The following is a 17,030-nucleotide window of genomic DNA, read 5'->3' as shown; positions in this document are numbered from 1 at the left end:
CGGGGCTGGCGGCGGCCCGCCGGGCACCGGGAGAGTTCACAGCGCACCGGGGGTGACGGCGGCCCCCGCGCTCCCTAACCTCGGGGCATGACCGTCTCCTCAGACCACGAGGATAACGTCCGGGTCAGTGCCGACGGCGCCGAGCTGGAGGCCCCGCTGGACCAGGCGGTGGCCGCCGTCCGTGAGGAGGGCGAGCGCGTCGAGGGGGTCACCCACCAGGGCGGCCATCTCCTCTCCGACTACGGCGACGCCGACTACGACCACCCCGACACCCGGCCGCGGATGCGCGGGTGGCTGCACCTGTTCGCGTTCTTCGGCTCGATCGTCGCCGCGGCGGTGCTCATCCCGCTCGCCTTCGTGCAGGGCGCCCGGGCCGGCTGGCCGGTGACCGTCTACTGCCTGACGATCCTCGGCCTGTTCGGCGTCAGCGCGACGTACCACCGGCGGCGCTGGTCACCGCGCGGCTGGAAGCTCATGAAGCGCGCCGACCACTCGATGATCTTCCTGTTCATCGCCGGCACGTACACGCCGTTCGCCTTCCTGGCCGTGCCCGAGCCGACCGGCTGGTGGCTGCTGGGCGGGGTCTGGACCGGCGCCGCCCTGGGCATCGCGCTCAAGGTGGTCTGGCCGCACGCGCCGCGCTGGCTCGGGGTGCCCATCTACCTGGGGCTGGGCTGGGCCGCGGTGTTCGTGCTCGTCGACATCGTCACGCAGGTCGGCGTCACCGCCATGGTGCTGCTGGCCGCCGGTGGGGTGCTCTACAGCATCGGCGCGGTCGCCTACGCGATGAAGCGCCCCAACCCGTGGCCGGGCACCTTTGGCTACCACGAGGTCTTCCACGCGATGACCATCGTGGCCGCCACCTGCCACTACATCGCCGTCTACTTCACGATCTACAACTCGCCCCTGCTCTGACGGCCTCCGCGCGGGGGTCTCCGTCAGGTGAAGGGCGGGCGGTGGTCCAGGCGCAGGGACGCGCGGCCGGCCAGCCGCCAGGCGCGGGCCACGACGTCCCGGTCGGACTCGGTGACCAGGTTGCCCATCACCCGCAGCGCCACGGTCATCAGCACCTTCGACCGCATCCCCACCGGGCCGGCCGCCGGCAGCAGCCGCGGGACGGTGAGCAGCCCGGCCAGCCGGCGGGCGATGGAGAAGGCCTCGCCGTAGTGGCGGCGCAGCGTGGCCGGCCAGGCCCGTGACCAGTCGTCCTCGCCGAACAGCCCGACCACCGAGCGGCCGGTCTCCAGGCCGTAGTCGATGCCCTCGCCGTTGAGCGGGTTGACACAGCCGGCGGCGTCGCCGACCAGCGCCCAGTTGCGCCCGGCGACCCCGGACACGGCCCCGCCCATGGGCAGCAGCGCGCTGGCCGGGGCCCGCACCGCGCCCTCGATCTGCCACTCCTCGCGCCGCTGGTCGGTGTAGAGCTCCAGCAGGCTGCGCAGCCGCACCTCGGCCGGGCGCTTCTCGGTGGCCAGCGTGCCGACGCCGACGTTCACCTCGCCGGCCGCGGCGCCCAGGGGGAAGACCCAGCCGTAGCCGGACAGCAGCTCCCCCTCCGCCCCGCGCAGCTCCAGGTGGGAGGAGATCCACTCGTCGTCGCTGCGGCCGGAGGCGACGTAGCCGCGGGCGGCCACGCCGTAGGCGGTGTCCTGGTGCCACTCCCGGCCGAGCACGCGCCCCAGCGGGGAGCGGACGCCGTCGGCCACGACCAGCCGGCGGCAGCGGACGGTCGTGGTCGAGGAGTCGGGACGGCGGAACACCACCGCGGACACCCGGTCGCCGTCGCGCTCGACGTCCACGGCGCGGGCGCCCTCCAGCGGCGCGGCGCCGGAGTCGAGGGCGACCTGGCGGATGCCGGCGTCGAGCTCGGTGCGCGGCACCGCGCCGCCGTGGTCGGGCAGCGCCCCGCCGGGCCAGGGCAGCAGCAGCTCCTGCCCGAACCCGGCCGCCCGCAGGCCCCGGTTGCGGCCGTGCCCGCGGACCCAGTCGCCCAGGCCCAGCAGGTCCAGCTCGGCGATCGCGCGCGGGGTCAGCCCGTCGCCGCAGGTCTTGTCGCGCGGGAACACCGCGGCGTCGGCCAGGACGACGTCGGCGCCGTCCCGGGCGGCCCAGGCCGCGGCCGCGGAGCCGGCCGGACCGGCGCCGACCACGAGCACGTCGGTGTCGGTCGGCTCCGTGGTCTCAGGCACGGGACCCAGTGTCCCCTGCCGGCCTGCGGGGCCTCACGACCGTCAGCGGGGACCCCGGGCGCGGACCTCCTCGACGTGGGCCATCGCCTCGCGCAGCTCGGTCAGCCACGCGTCGCTGTGCTGCCCGACCAGCCGGACCGCCCAGACCAGCGCCTCGGAGCGGGACCGGGCGACCCCGGCGTCGACCAGGGTGTCGAGGACCAGCCGCTCGGGCTGGCGCAGCCGGGTCATCACCGGCACCGACAGCGTCGTGAACACCTCACGGACGTCGCCGCAGGTGGCGCCCCAGGCGACCGACCGGCCGTAGCGGGCCTGCGCCGCGTCGGCGATCTCCATGCGCTGGCCGCGGGTCTGCTCCCGGAAGCGGGCGATCCGGCCGGCGCGGGCCGCGGTCGGGTCGCCGTCGCCGGCGTCGGGCTCGGGGACGGCGCCGACGACGGTGATCTCATCCCGGTCGAGGCTCAGCTCGACCGGTCCGGTGAACCACCCGTCGGGCAGCCGGCCGGCGAACCAGCCGGCGACCTCGGCGCGCTCGACCGGCGGCGGGGCGTCGGCGGAACGGCCACGGGCCCGGCCACGGCCGGCGAAGCCCTCGGGTGGGAAACGGTGGTGTGCGTGCACGGGTTCCTCCTCGCGATGAGCGGACAACCCGAATGTAATCAAGTAATCAATCCGTGGGGCGGTCGTCGCTGCGCCCAGAGCGGACACGCGGGCGGGCTCCCGGACCGGTCGTCCGGGAGCCCGCGAGGTCACGCGCGGCCGACGGTCCCGGCCAGTGCGGCGTCGTCGCTGACCAGCACCTTGACGTGGTCGCCGGACGTCGCCAGCGCGAAGGCCCTCGCCGCGTCGTCCATCGGCACCACCGCGGTCACCATCGCGCGGGTGTCCACGGCACCGGCCTCGAGCAGCTCGATCGCCCGGGCGACGTCCTGGGGCAGGTACGTCGCCACGCCCTGGATGCGGATCCGGCGGTCCTGCACGATCGCCATCGGCAGCGTGAGGTCACCGGCCGGGACGCCCACCAGGGCCACCGTGCCGCCGCGGTCGACCATCGCGATGGCCTGGCGCATGGTGACCTCCATGCCCACGCAGTCGATGACGACGTCGGCGCTGCCGCCCAGGGCGGCACGCACCTGGGCGACGGCGTCGGGAGCCGTGGCGTCGACCGTGTGCGCCGCCCCGAGCCGGAGTGCACGCTCGCGCTTGTCCGCCAGCACGTCGGTGACGACCACCCCGTCGGCACCGGAGGCCCGGGCCGCGGCCAGCGCCAGCAGCCCGATGGGACCGGCGCCGATGACCGCGACCCGGCGGCCCCGCAACGGCCCGACCAGCCGGACGGCGTGCACCGGGGTGGCCAGCGGCTCGATGAGCATGGCCGCCACGTCGTCCAGGCCGTCGGGGAGGTGGTGCAGCCGGTTGGCGGGGATGGTGAAGAAGTCGGCCATGCCGCCCTGGGACCACCCGCAGCCGAAGAACTGCAGGTTCTCGCAGAGGTTGACGTCCCCGCGCAGGCAGGTGGCGCAGGCGAAGCAGGGCAGGTCCGGCTCGACGGTGACCCGCCGGCCGGTCCATGCCGGGTCGACGCCCTCGCCGACGGACTCGACCACGCCGATGACCTCGTGCCCGGGCAGGTAGGGCAGCGGCACGAACGGGTGGGTGCCGTGCGCCGCGTGGGTGTCGGAACCGCAGACGCCCACCGCGGTGGTGCGCACCTGCACCTCACCCGGGGCCGGGGACGGCACCTCGGCCTGCTGGACCTGCACCCCCTCGACGGTCGCGACGACCCGGCGCATGGTGGTCATGCGGTTGCCTCCTGGTGCGGCACGACGGCCGCCTTGATGCACTCGGAGGACGACGTCGCGGCTAGTGCCCCGGCGAAGTCCTCGAGCGCGAACGTGTGACTGATCAGCCCGCTGGTGTCGACCGCGCCGGAGCGCAGCGCGGCGATCGACCGGTCGAAGGAGAACTGCTGGGCGAAGGAGCCCTTGATGGTGAGCTCGCGCCGGAAGACGTCGTAGGACCGCACCGGCCAGCGGGTCTGCTCGCCGGTCATCCCGTAGACGAACACGGTCCCGCCGGTGCGGGTCAGCTCCAGGGTCTGCTCGAGCACACCCAGCGCACCGGTCGCGTCGATGACCACGTCGTAGCCGCCGGGCCGCAGCTCACCGGCCTGGCGGGTCAGCGCGGTCGGGTCCTGCCGGCCGACCACCAGGGTGGCGTCGGCGCCGCGCTCGGCCGCGATCGCCAGCTTGGCCTGAGACGGCGCGGCGACGGTGACCGACCCCGCGCCGGTGCGCGCCAGCATCTGGGTGAGCAGCAGGCCGGTCGGCCCGGCGCCCACGACCAGGACGTCGGCGCCCGGGCTGAGCGCCAGCACGTCGAGCCCGTGCACGACGCAGGCCAGCGGCTCGGCGAAGACGGCGACCTCGGGGTCCAGGTCGTCGGTGGCGAAGCACCGGTCGGCGTCGGTGAGCACGTACTCGGCGAAGCCGCCCGGGGCGTTGACCCCCTGGGCCACGATGTTCTCGCAGAACGCCGGCCGGGCGCGGCGGCACTCGGCGCAGCGCCCGCAGGAGGCCGTGTTGTCCAGGGTCACCTGCTGCCCGACCCGGGGCGTGACGACGCCCGGGCCGACGGCGACCACCTCACCGGCGATCTCGTGCCCGGGGGTGAGCGGGTAGGTGGGGCCGAACTCGCCGTGGTGCAGGTGCACGTCGGTGCCGCACACCCCGGCGACCAGCACCTTCAGCACCACCTGCCCGGGCCCGGCGACCGGGTCGGGGACGTCGGCCACGGTGAACTGGCCGGGGGCGTCGTAGACGACCGCCTTCATGGAGTTCCTCCTCGAACACCGCGGCGGTGGACCCGGCCGTTCCCGGCCGGGCCCACCGCCGCGTGGTCAGCCGACGGTCAGAAGGTGCTGTTCGGGTCGTAGTAGTCGCCGACGTTGTCGCAGCCGATGCCCGCGGCCTCGGTGTAGGAGATCGCCGGGTACTCGCTGGTCTGCTTGGCGCCGGTGGTGACCTGCTCGGCGATGTCGAACACCTGGTCGGTGGCCAGCTTCGGCGAGTTCAGCCCGGTGGAGACGTACTGGCCGGTGCACCCGCCGGTCTGAATCTCGGCCAGGGCCTCCTTCTGCCCGTCCGCCGAGGCCGCGACCAGGACGTCGTTGAGCCCGCGCTGGCGCAGCACGTCCAGCGCACCGAGGGCCATGGCGTCGTTCAGGCCGATGACCAGGTCGATGTCGGGGTTGGCGGCGAGCATGTTCTCCGTCGCGGGGACGGCCTTGTCCTTGGCGTAGACGCCGGAGGCCTCGGCCACCACGTTGACGGTCACGCCACCCTCCTCGAGCCCGTCGAGGATGCCCTTCTGCCGGTCCGGGCCGACGATCTCGTCGGTCGGCCCACCGTTGAGGATGGCGGCGTTGACCGACTTGCCCGAGCCGATGCGCTGGGCGAGCAGCTTCCCGGACTCGGTGCCGATCTTGACGTTGTCCGACTGCACGGCGGTGAACCCGACGCCCTCGATGCCGGTGTCGATGAACATCACCGGCACCTGGTTGGCCACCTGGGCCAGCTGGGCCTTCTGCGCCGCCGGGCTGACCGCGTTCACCACGAGCAGGTCGACGCCCTGGGACACCATGGTGTTGATCTGGTTGATCTGGGTGACCGGGTCGCCGTTGGCGTTCTGGACGAGGAGCTTGAAGCCCTTCTCCTTGGCGATCTCCTGGGCCTGGTTGACCATCGCCGAGTAGTACGGCGCGTCCAGCTGGCGCTGGGCGAAGCCGATGGTGACCTCGGAGAGCTCCTTGGCCTCGGCGGACGGGGCGGCAGCGGTGCCGCCACCGCCGCCGCCCGAGGTGTCGCACGCGGTGACCCCCGCCATGACGACGGCGGTGGCGGTGACGACGAGCGGCCATGTCCTGCGCATTGGTCTTCCTCCGTTGGAAAAGGGGACGCAGAGCGGACCCGCTGGTTGCGGGTCGCCTCGAGCTCCGGGGTGGACCCGGTCGATCTGGACGGGGCAGGGCCCCGGTGGGTCAGTGGCCTCGGCGGCGGGTGTTGGCGGCGAGGGCCACGGCCAGCAGGATCAGCGCTCCTCGGAACGCGTCCTGGAGGAAGGTGGAGACGTTGAGCAGGACCAGCAGGTTCGAGATCACCCCGAAGATCAGGGTGCCGACCACGGCGCCGAACACGCGTCCCTGCCCGCCGGAGAGCCGTGCCCCGCCGATGACGACGGCGGCGATGGCGTCCAGCTCGTAGTTCTGCCCTGCGGTCGGGGTGCCCGACCCGAGGCGGGCGGACAGCAGGTAGCCGCCGAGGCCGGCGAGCAGGCCGGCGAGGGCGTACACGGCCAGCAGGGTGCGCTTCACCGGGATGCCGGAGCTGAACGCGGCGTTCTTGTTCGATCCGATGGCGTACAGGCGCCGACCGAAGACCGTCCGGTACAGCAGGAACGCCACGGCGAGCACGCAGGCGATCCAGATGACGCCGAGCACCGGGAACCCGGCGATGGTGGCGATGCCAGGGATGGTGAAGTCCTCGCCCGAGGGAGCCACCGGCACGCCCTCGGTGTAGGCGTAGACCAGGCCGCGGGCCAGGGCCAGCATGCCCAGCGTGACGATGAACGGTTCCAGCCCGCGGTAGGCCACCAGCAGGCCGTTCACCGCGCCCAGCGCGGCTCCCACCACGACGCCGATGAGGATGCCCAGCAGCATCGAGCGACCGTCGAACAAGCCGGCCGACAGCACCGCCGCCAGGCCGAGGACCGAGCCGACGCTGATGTCGATGCCACCGGTGACCACGACCAGCAGCTGGGCGAGCACCACGATGCCGGTGATCGACACCTGCCGGATGACGTTGTTGAGGTTGTTCGTCGTCAGGAACGCGTCGCTGAGGACCGACGCCAGGACCAGCAGGACGATGAGGATGCCCAGGGAGTACTGCTGCATCAGCCAGGCGACGAACTTGTTGCGCTCCGGCTGCGGCGCGCTCTGGGTCCCCTCGGCGCTGGTCTGCACGGTGCTCATCGGTCGTTCTTCTCCACGGGTGGTCACGAGACGGGGCCGCCGAGGGCGGCGCGGATGAGGTCTTCGGTGGTGGCGTCCTCGGGGTCGAACTCGTCGACCACGACGCCGTCCCGCAGGACGACGATGCGGTGGCACAGCTGCAGGAGCTCCTCGGCCTCGCTGGAGACGACGAGCACCGCCCGGCCCTGCTGGGCGGACTCGTGGATGAGGCCGTAGATGTTCGCCCGGGCCCCGACGTCGACGCCCTTGGTGGGCTCGTCGAGGACGACGAAGCGCGGGTCGGCCTGCAGCCACTTGGCCACGCAGACCTTCTGCTGGTTCCCGCCGGAGAGCGTGCTGGTGAAGGTCTGCGGCCCGCCCTTGACCTGGAAGCGGTCGATCAGCGAGCGGACCATGCTCCGCTCCTTGGCCGAGCGGACCACCCCGAAGCGGGACAGCTGCTCCGGCAGCACGACGAGGCTGAGGTTCTCGCCGTTGTCGAAGTCGGGGACGAAGCCCTCCAGCCGGCGGTCCTCGGTCATGTAGGCGACGCCGGCCCGCAGTGCGGCCCCGGGGTCGCGGAAGCTCACCTCCCGGCCGTCGAGCAGGATCGTGCCGCCGGCCGGCCGGTGCTGGCCGGTGATGGAGCGGGCCACCGAGGAGCGGCCGCTGCCCACCAGGCCGTACAGGCCGACCACCTCCCCCGCCCGGACGTCGAGGGAGACGTCCTGCGCGGCCCCGCCGGAGATGTGGCGCACCGACATGACCGGCGGACGGTCGGCGTCGTCGGCGAACCGGTCGGGCCGGCTCACCGCACGCAGGGCCGACCCGACCATCAGGGTGGTGACCTCCTCCGGGGTGGTCTCGGAGGTCTTCAGGACCTGGACCAGCTTGCCGTTGCGGAGCACCGCGATCCGGTCGGCGAGGGCGAACACCTCGGGCAGCCGGTGGGAGACGAACACGATCGACGTGCCCGCCGCGCGCTCCTCCACGACCATCCGCTCGACGTCCTTGAAGTGCTCCTCGGTCGTCGAGGCGGTGGTCTCGTCCAGGATCATGATCTTGTGCTCGGTGACCGAGGCACGGGAGAGGGCGAGCATCTGCCGCTGCCCCGGGCCCAGCACGGACGCCGGGGTGTCCGGTGACAGGTCGCCCAGCCCGACGTGGCGGAGGACCGCGCGGGTCTCCTCGTCGTCGGTGCGCCGGCCGCGGTGCCAGGGCTTGACGTCCTTGCCCGACCGCAGCCGGAACAGCCACACGTTGGCACCGATGCTGAAGTCGTCGATGACCAGCGGCTCCTGGTGCATCAGCAGGATGCCGGCGCGCTCGGCCTCGGCCGGGTCGGTGACGGGGCCGTCATGGCCGGCGATGGTGATCGAACCCGAGGACGGCTTCTCCTGGCCGGCCAGCAGCCGGGCGAAGGTGGACTTGCCGGCCCCGTTGGCGCCGCAGACGGCCAGCACCTCGCCCGGGTAGCCCTCCAGGTCCAGCCCGTCGAGGGCCACGACGCCGGGGTACCGGCGGCTGACGCCCACGGCGCGGAAGACCGGCTCGGCCGGGGAGGCGGACGCGCCCCGGCCCTCGACCGCGGTTGCCCCGGTCATGAGAGGGAGTACCCCCCGTCCATGAGCAGCTCGGTGCCGACGCAGAAGCCGGACTCGCTGCCGAGCAGCCACCGGACCGCCGCCGCGACCTCCTGGGTGGTGGCGAACCGGCCGCTGGGCGTGGCACCCATCCAGGTCTGGTGCAGCTCGGACTTGCTGGCCAGCAGCGGGGTGTTGACGTAGCCCGGCGACACCGCGTTGACCCGGACCCCGCGGGGGATCCACTCGTAGGCCAGGGACTTCGTCAGCGCCACGACGCCGGCCTTGGAGGCGTTGTAGGCCGCCTGCTGCTGGGGCACGTTCACCACGTGGTTGCCCGACATCGAGGCGATCGTGACGATGCTCCCGCTGCCCTGCGCCAGCATCACCCGGCCGACGCGCTGGCAGGTGAGGAACACCCCGCGCAGGTTGACGCCGATCGTGCGGTCCCAGACCTCGACCGGCATGTCCTCGGCCGGCGTCGGCTCCTCCGACAGGCCGGCCGCGGCGACCAGCCCGTCGATCCGGCCGAACTGCTCGACCACCTCGGCCACCGCGGCGTCGACGCTGGCGGGGTCGAGGACGTCGACCGCCACGAAGTGGCCCCCGGCCTCCGCCGGTGGCCGCACGTCCATGTCCACGACCCGCGCACCCTCGGCGCGGAGCCGTTCGGAGACCGCTCGCCCGATGCCACCGGATGCCCCGGTGACCACCACGACCGCTCCATCGAGATCGCTCACAGCACCATCCCTCTCGTTGTGGTCCAGCACACACTTGTCATTACAGGATGTCAAGTGGCTGGGGTGTTCGTGACCGGAAAGCGACCCAACCAGCGGGCCGGGTTGGTCACCAGGACCGCCTGCACCAGCTCCGGCCCGCCCTCGGCCAGCAGCCGCGGGACGAACCGCTGCCCCAGGTAGGCCAGGCCCGGCATCCCGCCGTAGGCGACGTACCGGGTCGCCCGGGCGACGTCGCCGCCGAGCAGCAGCCGGTCGGCGCCACCACGGCCGGCCACGGCCAGCAGGCAGTCCAGGATCGTGGCATCGGGCCAGGAGGCGTGCCGCGCCGGCCCGTCGTAGCCCAGGTGCGCCCCGGTCGCGGCCAGCTCGGCGTGCAGCCCGGGATCGGGGTTGCGGTCCACGTGGGCCAGCGCCACCGCGTCGGCGGCCACCCCCTCGCCGGCCAGCAGCTCGAGCAGCTCGAAGGCGGCCGACCCGTGCTCCAGGTGCACCATCACCGGCGCGCCGGTCTCCCCGTGCACCTGGGCGACGGCGGCCAGCACCCGGCGCGCGAACGGCGTGATCGACCAGTAGTCGATGCCGGCCTTGAGCAGGCCGGCCCGCACCGGCCCGGAGGGACCCCGGGCAGGCTCCCCCGGTCTCGGTCCGTCGTCCGCGGGCATCCCCTCGACGACGTCCCCACGGAAGCGGGCGGCGAGACTGTCGACCGAGGCCTCCAGCAGCCAGGGCTGGCCCACGTGGTGGGCCGCCCGGTGGGCGCCGGTGGTCGCCACCACCGTCAGGCCCGTGCGGGCGCTGATCGCCGCCAGCGCCGCCGGACGCCGGCCCAGCCCGACCGGGGTGGCGTCGACCATCGCCTCGAAGCCGGAGTCGCGCAGGGCGCGCGCCTCCTCCCCGCTGGCCTGCTCGTCGGTCAGCTCGTCGCCGGGCAGCAGCGGGGAGACCTGGAACAGGTGCTCGTGGTAGTCGACCCGTCCCAGGCCGGCGGCCGGCACGTCGCCGAGGACCGTCCGGACGGCGCTCATCGCAGCGCGGCGGCCACGTCGGACAGCGCGCTGACGGTGTCGTGCGGCATCGGGACGTCGAACACGTCGGCGATCACCTGCGTCCAGCCGTGCACGAAGTAACGCCAGCCGTCCTCGACGACCAGGTCGTGCCCGGCCCGCCAGGCCGTCGCCTGGTGCAGGAACTCCAGGCTGCCCCGGTAGTTGAACTCCCAGGCCAGCCCGCGTTCGGGCCAGACGGCGGCGTCGGTGAACGGCGACCCGGGGACGTCCTTGCCCATCCCGGTGGCGTTGACCACCAGGCTGCCGGGCGGCAGCTCGGCGAGCAGCTCGTCGGCGCGGGCCGGGTCCGGGGTGACGACGTACCGGAACAGCCCGGTGGGCAGCCCGGCCCGCTCGTGCAGCTCCCGCAGGTGGTCCAGCTGCTCCTCGCGCAGGGCGGTGCAGGTGACCCGGGCGGGCCGGTCGCCGCGGACGCCGAGCTGGTGGCTGAGCGCCATGCCCGAGCCGCCGGCGCCCAGCACGAGCACCTCGGCACCGGAGCCCGCGAAGTGGCCCGGAGGCAGGAACTCCTCCAGGGCCAGCCGCACGGTCACCGGGTCCTTGGCCGCGCCGTACAGCCGCCCGTCCCGCTTGTAGATCGAGGAGATCTCGCCGAACGTCGTGGCCAGCTCGTCCAGCTCGTCGAACATGTCCGCACACGAGGCGTGGACGGCGACCTTGTGCGTGGTGACCAGTGCACCTCGGTGCTGCGGGTCGTCGCGGATCTGGGCGACCAGGTCGCGGTACACCTCCGGCGCGGAGCCGAGGGCCACGTCGTGCCCCACCAGCGTGCCGGTGGGCAGCCCGAGCTCGGCAGCCCACGCCGGGAAGACCCGCCGGATCGAGGACTGGCCGGTGGTCACCCCGACGAAGCCCATGTACGTGCCGTCGTCGGCCGGAGCCGCCGCCCCGGTCACGCCGCGGCCCGCGTGGCCGCCAGGGCGGCGCTGAACGAGCGTGCGGAGTCCTCGACGACCTCCCAGTTCCCCGCCTTCATGGCGGCGGAGCTGCACAGCTCGCTGCCGGCGCCCACGGCGAGGGCGCCCGCGCCGAACCACTGGCCGATGTTGTCGGCGTTGACGCCCCCGGTGGGCATCAGCGGCACGTCGGGGAAGGGGCCGCGCAGCGAGCGCAGGTACGCCGGGCCGCCCAGCGACGCAGGGAAGACCTTGACCACGTCGGCACCGAGGGCGACGGCGGCCATGACCTCGGAGGGGGTCAGCGCACCGAGCATCACGGTCGCGCCGGTGGCCTTCATGGCGCGGGCCAGCCCGTCCTCGGTGCCCGGGCAGACCAGGAACCGGGCGCCGGCGGCCGCGGCCGACTCGGCCTGCTCGGGCCGGGTGATGGTGCCCGCACCCAGCAGGACGGCGTCCCCGTGGCGGCGGGCGACCTCGGCGATGGCGGCCTCGGCGTCCGGGGTGGAGAAGGTGATCTCCACCCCGGTCACCCCGCCGGCGACGAGGGCGTCGACGGCGCTGACCGCGGCGTCCGGGGAGGGCGCCCGCAGCACGGCGATGACGCCGACGTCGGTGATCGATGTGAGGGCAAGGGGCATGTCGGCCTCCGGGAGGGGCGGTTCAGGAGTGGGGGGCGGGGACGCGGTTGGCCGGGGTGCGCCCGGCCAGCACGTCGAGCACGGCCCGGGTGGACCCGGTCCCCATGTTGTCGACGGCCTCGACGGTCTGGGCCGCGCTGTGCGGGGTGGCGATCACGCGATCGGCGAGGTCCGGGGCGAGCAGCGGGTGACCGCCCTCGGGCGCGGGGCCGAGGTCGTCGGTGGCGTAGCAGCCGAGCCGGCCCTCGCGCAGCGCGGCGGCGACCGCACCGGCGTCGACCAGCGCCGCGCGGGCGGTGTTGACCACGATGCAGTCCGGCCGCAGCCGCTCGAGCGCCGCGGCGTCGAGCACCGCCTCTCCCCCGGGTGCGTGCAGGGACAGCGCATCGCAGTCGGCCAGACCCGCCAGGTCGGCGGGCTCGGCGCCCGCGGCCCGGACGTCCTCGTCGGACAGCCACGGATCGCTGGCCAGCACCTGGACGCCGAGCGCCTGCAGACGGACGCACAGGGCGCGGCCGATCCGGCCGAAGCCGACGATCCCCACCCGCATGCCGGTCAGCTCGCGGGCCCGGGTCACCGAGGTGTCCCCGGCCCGCAGCTGCCGGTCGTCGCGCACCACGTGCCGCATCGCGGCCAGCAGCAGCGTCAGGGCGTGCTCGGCGACCGCGGTGCTGTTGGCACCGGGGGTGTTGGTCACCAGCACACCGCGGGCCTCGGCCGCGGCCAGGTCGACCGCGTCGACACCGACCCCGTAGCGGGCCACGATCCGCAGGTGGGGTGCCGCGGCCAGGTGCTCGGGGCCGACCGGCCCGGTGCCGGCGATCCAGGCGACCGCGCCGGAGAGCGCGCCGGCCAGCGTCGCCAGGTCGTGGTCGGCCGGTGCCCGCAGCACACGGAGCCCGGCAGCGGTCAGCTGCGACTCCACGTCGACCGAGCCGCCGGAGTACGAGCGGGCGGTCACCACGACGTCCCCGGTCAGGGCGGGCCCGGTCATGCCGCGCCACCCTCGAACCAGCCCTCGAGCCGCCGGTAGGCGTCGGTGAACCGCTCGTGCCGTGCGGTGTACACCGCGTGGCGCCCGGGGTCGGGCTCGAAGGTGGCCACGACCTCGGACAGGGCGCCGGCACCGCTGAAGTCCGGCAGCAGGCCCACGCCCACCCCCGCGGTGACGGCCGCGCCCAGGCTGTTGGCCTCCTCGACCACCGTGCGCCGGCGGACCGTGGCACCCCACACGTCGGCGAGCATCTGCAGCCAGACGTCACTGGCCGCGCCGCCGCCGATCGCGTCGACCCGGTCGACCGGGGCACCGTGGGAGCGGAAGGCCTCGACGCAGGTGCCCAGGTTGAAGGCCACGCCCTCCAGGACCGCGCGGGTCAGGTGCGCCGGCCCGTGCCGGCGGGCCAGCCCCACGAAGGCCCCCCGGGCGTGCGGGTTCCAGTGCGGCGAGCGCTCCCCCAGCAGGTAGGGCAGGAAGTACAGGTCGTCGCCGTCGGTCACCTCGCCGGCCGCGGTGACCAGCCGGTCGAAGCGGCCGACGTCCTCCGTGCCGGCGAGCAGGTCGGCGATCCACTCCAGGGACGCACCGCCGGCCTGCATGGTGGCGGTGGGCACGAACTGCCCGGGCACCACGTGGTCGAAGGTCATCGTGCGCATCTCGGGCAGGTCCAGCAGCGGCGCGTCGCTGCTCATCGACACCCACGAGGAGGAGCCGAGGTAGGCGTAGGCGCCGTCGGACGGGCCGACGACACCGGCACCGACGGCGGCCATCGGGCCGTCACCCCCGCCCATGACGACCGGCGTGCCCGCGAGCAGACCGGTGGCCGGGGCGGCCTCGGCGGTGACGGTGCCGACCACGGTCGTGGACGGGACGACGTCGGGGAACAACGACACCGGGATGCCGGCCGCCGCCAGCACCTCGTCCGACCAGCGACCGGCGCGCTGGTCGTAGGCGTTGGTGCTGGAGGCGTCGGAGGGGTCGGTGGCCAGCACGCCGGTCAGCCGGGCCACGACCAGGTCCTTGGCCAGGCACACCCGCCTGGTCGCGGCGAAGAGCTCCGGCTCGTTGTCCCGGACCCACATCAGCTTGGTCAGCGAGTAGGTCGGGTTGAGCCGGTGGCCGAGGGTCGCGTAGGCCTCCTGCGGGTCCAGCCGGGTCAGCAGGTCCGCGCACTGGCGGGTGCTGCGGGTGTCGGCCCAGATCAGCGAGGACCGCAGCGGCCGGTGCCGGTCGTCGAGCAGGACCAGGCCCATCATCTGCCCGGAGATCGCCAACCCGGCCACCTCGGAGGCGGCCACCCCGGCCTCCTCGAGCAGGCGGCGGTTCGCCGTCCCGAACGCCTGCCACCAGTCGTCCGGGTCCTGCTCGACGACCCCGCCGGGGCCGTAGTGGGTCGGGTACCGGACGGTGACCGAGGCGACCAGGCGCCCGGTGTCGTCGTGCAGCGAGGCCTTGTCCCCCGTCGTCCCCAGGTCGTGCGCCACCAACACGGCGGACTCAGCCCTGGGAAGTGGTCGGTGCGGTGTAGGCGACGAGCTCGTGCCCACCGGCGGAGCTCATCACCCGGCGGCCCATGCCGTGGTCGAGGACCCACTGGTAGTCGTGCCCGGCCGACCCGGGGTAGACGGCCAGGAAGCTGTAGTCCTCGTCGCCGACGTTGACGCTGCGGTGCGCCCAGCCCGGCGGGATGTAGCCGATGACACCCTCGGACATGTCGATCCAGCGGGTGTCCTGCCCGTCGAACATCAGCAGGCCACCGACACCGCGCAGCCCCAGGTAGATCTCCCCCTGCGGATCGGGGTGCTGGTGGCCCTTGGTCATGTGGAACTCCCCGCCGATGGTGCCCGGGCGGATCGTCGTGATCGACTGCGGCAGCTCGCGCGGCAGCTCGGGGACCGGCGAGGAGGAGACCGTGTAGACGATCGGGTCCTCCCCCGCAGCACCTGCGGCACGCAGGTCCTCCCGGGCGAACAGGCCCTCCAGGTCGGACAGCCGGCGGGTCAGGACGGGCCCCTCGGGGACCAGCCGGTCGGTGCCCTCCAGTCGGATGCTCATCGGGTCGATCGGCGGAACTGCGTACGTCGGCATCGACGTGTCCTCCATGGCGTCGGCTGGCACTGTGGCGTGGGCCACTGCTGCGGTGTCGAAATCCTGTCATCCTGTAATGACAAGCGCAAGACCCGGTGCACGAGCCCCTGGTTGCTCTACCCTCGTCGGCATGCAGGGGCCAGCGGTGATGGACCGGTCGTCGCCCGTCCCCCTGCACCACCAGCTGAAGGTGATCCTCACCGAGATGGTGCGGTCCGGGGAGCTGAAGCCCGGCGACCCCTTCCCCGGCGAGCTGCGACTGTGCGAGCAGTACGGGGTCTCCCGCACCGTCGTGCGCCAGGCGCTGGTGCAGCTGGAGTTCGAGGGCATCGTCGACCGGATGCGCGGCCGCGGCACCTTCGTCGCCTCACCCCGCACCACGCAGGGCCTGGTCCAGTCCCTCAGCGGTCAGTTCGAGGACCTCGCGGCCCGCGGGCTCCACCTGCGCAGCACCGTGCGCCGGCTGGACGTCGTCCCGGCCCCCGACCACGTCGCCCGCGCCCTCGGGCTCCCCGACGGCGCCGACGTGGTCCTGCTCGAGCGGCTGCGGTTCGTCCAGGGCGAGCCCTGGGTGCTGGCGGTGACGTACCTGCTGGCCGACACGATCACCTGGCTGCGCGAGACGGACCTGACCGAGGGATCGCTCTACGCCGCGATGGACGAGCGCGGCACCCGGCCGATCCACGGGCGCCGCACCATCCAGACCCGGGCCGCCAGCGCCACCATGGCGGCGGACCTGGGCATACGCCGGGGCACCCCGGTCATGTTGCTGACCAGCGTGGGGCTCGACCGGCACGAGCAGCCGGTCGAGTACTTCGAGGCCTGGCACCGCGGCGACCGCACGGTCTTCGAGGTCGACCTCGTCCGCAGCGACGCCGTCGTCTGACCATCCGGTCCGGCCACCCCAGCCGGGCACGGGAGGCTGGTCACCAGCATCCCGGTTCGTCGCGGTGGACAACGACGACGAGAAGTGACCAGACGGCACGCCCGGGTTCGGTGGTCGTTGCGCCTCCCGGGGTCTGGTACGTGGCGGCGTGTCGCAGGAACCTGAGCGTGGCGCGCATCACACCCTGGAGGGTCCGCCATGAACAGTCGCCGTCCCCTGTCCCGTCTCCTGCTCGTCCTCGCCGCCGCCGCGGTGCCCGTGTTCGGGCTCGTCGGCCCCGCCACGGCAGCCACCCCGTACTGCGGCATCACCTGGGGCTCCACCCCCGAGACCGATGCCGGCACGTCCGCCCGCGTCGCCGTGACCGGCGTCCGGGCCGGACAGCACGCCTGTTTCGACAGGCTCGTCATCGACCTCCGCGGCCGCCCGCTGGGCGGGTACGACGTCCGCTACGTGCCGGTGGTGCACCGGGACGGATCCGGCAGCCCGGTGCCGGTCGCCGGTGGAGCCGCGCTGCAGGTCGTCGTGCACGCACCCGCCCACGACGACGCCGGCAGGACGACCCTGCGCGTCACCGACGAGCGGGCGGTGGTGCCGGTGGCCGGCTTCCGCACGCTGCGGCAGGTCGCCTGGGCGGGGAGCTTCGAGGGCAGCACGACCCTCGCCGTCGGCACCCGCGCGAGGCTGCCCTTCCGGGCGTTCACGCTCCCCGGCCCCGACGGTGACCGACTGGTCGTCGACGTGGCACACCGCTGGTAGGCCGCGGGGCGCGGCCGGCCGTCAGCCCCGGGGCTGCGGCCGGCCGTCGTCCTCGGGGCGCGGCGGCTCGATGGCCAGCGGCGCCCGGCGCAGGGTGTCCAGCAGCGCCTGCCCGGGCTGAGCACCGGTGTCGGGGCCGTCGATCAGCTCCGCCGGGCTGTCGGGCACCGTCACCG

General features: G+C 74.0%; 17 protein-coding genes. 3 read left to right on the top strand and 14 right to left on the bottom strand.

Annotation, left to right across the window (positions count from 1 at the left end; all coding sequences use genetic code 11):
- Positions 1–87 precede the first annotated feature (87 nt).
- The gene (trhA, locus tag ACGBYP_RS00085; RefSeq protein ID WP_411581224.1) at positions 88–915 is read left to right on the top strand and encodes a PAQR family membrane homeostasis protein TrhA; all 828 of its coding nucleotides are present in this window, start codon (positions 88–90) and stop codon (positions 913–915) included.
- A gap of 23 nt (positions 916–938) precedes the next feature.
- Here trhA and ACGBYP_RS00080 read toward each other — a convergent pair whose 3' ends face one another.
- From ACGBYP_RS00080 to ACGBYP_RS00015, 14 genes are all read right to left on the bottom strand, one after another.
- A complete protein-coding gene (locus ACGBYP_RS00080) occupies positions 939–2,189 on the bottom strand; it encodes a geranylgeranyl reductase family protein (protein ID WP_411581223.1) in 1,251 nt (416 codons plus the stop codon).
- Positions 2,190–2,231: 42 nt separating this feature from the next.
- Positions 2,232–2,810: a hypothetical protein gene (locus tag ACGBYP_RS00075; protein WP_411581222.1), complete on the bottom strand. Its 579-nt coding sequence runs from the start codon at positions 2,808–2,810 to the stop codon at positions 2,232–2,234.
- A 128-nt stretch (positions 2,811–2,938) separates the two neighbouring features.
- Positions 2,939–3,991, bottom strand: coding sequence for a zinc-dependent alcohol dehydrogenase (locus ACGBYP_RS00070; protein WP_411581221.1), 1,053 nt, complete (start codon positions 3,989–3,991; stop codon positions 2,939–2,941).
- A complete protein-coding gene (locus tag ACGBYP_RS00065; protein ID WP_411581220.1) occupies positions 3,988–5,022 on the bottom strand; it encodes a zinc-dependent alcohol dehydrogenase family protein in 1,035 nt (344 codons plus the stop codon). The genes ACGBYP_RS00070 and ACGBYP_RS00065 overlap by 4 nt, the downstream gene beginning before the upstream one ends.
- A 77-nt stretch (positions 5,023–5,099) precedes the next feature.
- Positions 5,100–6,119, bottom strand: coding sequence for a substrate-binding domain-containing protein (locus ACGBYP_RS00060; RefSeq protein ID WP_411581219.1), 1,020 nt, complete (start codon positions 6,117–6,119; stop codon positions 5,100–5,102).
- Positions 6,120–6,228: 109 nt separating this feature from the next.
- On the bottom strand, positions 6,229–7,218 hold the full coding sequence (locus ACGBYP_RS00055) for an ABC transporter permease (protein WP_411581218.1): 990 nt from the start codon (positions 7,216–7,218) through the stop codon (positions 6,229–6,231).
- Between the two features lie 23 nt (positions 7,219–7,241).
- Positions 7,242–8,801 carry a sugar ABC transporter ATP-binding protein gene (locus tag ACGBYP_RS00050; protein ID WP_411581217.1) on the bottom strand — a complete coding sequence of 520 codons (1,560 nt, stop codon included), beginning with the start codon at positions 8,799–8,801 and terminating at the stop codon, positions 7,242–7,244.
- Complete coding sequence (locus tag ACGBYP_RS00045) at positions 8,798–9,520, bottom strand: SDR family NAD(P)-dependent oxidoreductase (RefSeq protein WP_411581216.1); 723 nt, start codon at positions 9,518–9,520, stop codon at positions 8,798–8,800. Before ACGBYP_RS00045 ends, ACGBYP_RS00050 begins: the two co-directional genes overlap by 4 nt.
- Positions 9,521–9,570: 50 nt before the next feature.
- The gene (locus tag ACGBYP_RS00040; protein ID WP_411581215.1) at positions 9,571–10,545 is read right to left on the bottom strand and encodes a phosphotriesterase; all 975 of its coding nucleotides are present in this window, start codon (positions 10,543–10,545) and stop codon (positions 9,571–9,573) included.
- On the bottom strand, positions 10,542–11,483 hold the full coding sequence (locus ACGBYP_RS00035; protein ID WP_411581214.1) for a shikimate dehydrogenase family protein: 942 nt from the start codon (positions 11,481–11,483) through the stop codon (positions 10,542–10,544). The genes ACGBYP_RS00040 and ACGBYP_RS00035 overlap by 4 nt, the downstream gene beginning before the upstream one ends.
- Positions 11,480–12,124: a bifunctional 4-hydroxy-2-oxoglutarate aldolase/2-dehydro-3-deoxy-phosphogluconate aldolase gene (locus ACGBYP_RS00030; protein WP_411581213.1), complete on the bottom strand. Its 645-nt coding sequence runs from the start codon at positions 12,122–12,124 to the stop codon at positions 11,480–11,482. Before ACGBYP_RS00030 ends, ACGBYP_RS00035 begins: the two co-directional genes overlap by 4 nt.
- A gap of 22 nt (positions 12,125–12,146) precedes the next feature.
- Positions 12,147–13,118 (bottom strand): NAD(P)-dependent oxidoreductase, encoded by a 972-nt coding sequence (locus ACGBYP_RS00025; protein ID WP_411581212.1) that lies wholly within the window; start codon positions 13,116–13,118, stop codon positions 12,147–12,149.
- Positions 13,115–14,611 carry a xylulokinase gene (xylB, locus tag ACGBYP_RS00020; protein WP_411581211.1) on the bottom strand — a complete coding sequence of 499 codons (1,497 nt, stop codon included), beginning with the start codon at positions 14,609–14,611 and terminating at the stop codon, positions 13,115–13,117. The genes ACGBYP_RS00025 and xylB overlap by 4 nt, the downstream gene beginning before the upstream one ends.
- A 7-nt stretch (positions 14,612–14,618) precedes the next feature.
- Positions 14,619–15,209 carry a glucose-6-phosphate isomerase family protein gene (locus ACGBYP_RS00015; RefSeq protein ID WP_411581210.1) on the bottom strand — a complete coding sequence of 197 codons (591 nt, stop codon included), beginning with the start codon at positions 15,207–15,209 and terminating at the stop codon, positions 14,619–14,621.
- A 130-nt stretch (positions 15,210–15,339) separates the two neighbouring features.
- Between ACGBYP_RS00015 and ACGBYP_RS00010 the strand changes: the two genes are divergently transcribed.
- Positions 15,340–16,095, top strand: a complete 756-nt coding sequence (locus ACGBYP_RS00010) for a GntR family transcriptional regulator (RefSeq protein ID WP_411581209.1) — start codon at positions 15,340–15,342, stop codon at positions 16,093–16,095.
- Between the two features lie 198 nt (positions 16,096–16,293).
- Positions 16,294–16,854 (top strand): hypothetical protein, encoded by a 561-nt coding sequence (locus ACGBYP_RS00005; RefSeq protein WP_411581208.1) that lies wholly within the window; start codon positions 16,294–16,296, stop codon positions 16,852–16,854.
- Positions 16,855–17,030 lie beyond the last annotated feature (176 nt).

Origin of the sequence: Modestobacter sp. SSW1-42 (genome assembly GCF_046635825.1) — a bacterium.
Taxonomy (GTDB): domain Bacteria; phylum Actinomycetota; class Actinomycetes; order Mycobacteriales; family Geodermatophilaceae; genus Modestobacter.
This window is presented reverse-complemented; position numbering and strand designations above follow the sequence as displayed.

Coding starts and splice junctions, on each gene's coding strand:
- trhA (WP_411581224.1), top strand. CDS start 88: ATGACCGTCTCCTCAGACCACGAGGATAACGTCCGGGTCAGTGCCGAC.
- ACGBYP_RS00070 (WP_411581221.1), bottom strand. CDS start 3,991: ATGACCACCATGCGCCGGGTCGTCGCGACCGTCGAGGGGGTGCAGGTC.
- ACGBYP_RS00065 (WP_411581220.1), bottom strand. CDS start 5,022: ATGAAGGCGGTCGTCTACGACGCCCCCGGCCAGTTCACCGTGGCCGAC.
- ACGBYP_RS00060 (WP_411581219.1), bottom strand. CDS start 6,119: ATGCGCAGGACATGGCCGCTCGTCGTCACCGCCACCGCCGTCGTCATG.
- ACGBYP_RS00055 (WP_411581218.1), bottom strand. CDS start 7,218: ATGAGCACCGTGCAGACCAGCGCCGAGGGGACCCAGAGCGCGCCGCAG.
- ACGBYP_RS00050 (WP_411581217.1), bottom strand. CDS start 8,801: ATGACCGGGGCAACCGCGGTCGAGGGCCGGGGCGCGTCCGCCTCCCCG.
- ACGBYP_RS00040 (WP_411581215.1), bottom strand. CDS start 10,545: ATGAGCGCCGTCCGGACGGTCCTCGGCGACGTGCCGGCCGCCGGCCTG.
- ACGBYP_RS00030 (WP_411581213.1), bottom strand. CDS start 12,124: ATGCCCCTTGCCCTCACATCGATCACCGACGTCGGCGTCATCGCCGTG.
- ACGBYP_RS00025 (WP_411581212.1), bottom strand. CDS start 13,118: ATGACCGGGCCCGCCCTGACCGGGGACGTCGTGGTGACCGCCCGCTCG.
- ACGBYP_RS00015 (WP_411581210.1), bottom strand. CDS start 15,209: ATGCCGACGTACGCAGTTCCGCCGATCGACCCGATGAGCATCCGACTG.
- ACGBYP_RS00010 (WP_411581209.1), top strand. CDS start 15,340: ATGCAGGGGCCAGCGGTGATGGACCGGTCGTCGCCCGTCCCCCTGCAC.
- ACGBYP_RS00005 (WP_411581208.1), top strand. CDS start 16,294: ATGAACAGTCGCCGTCCCCTGTCCCGTCTCCTGCTCGTCCTCGCCGCC.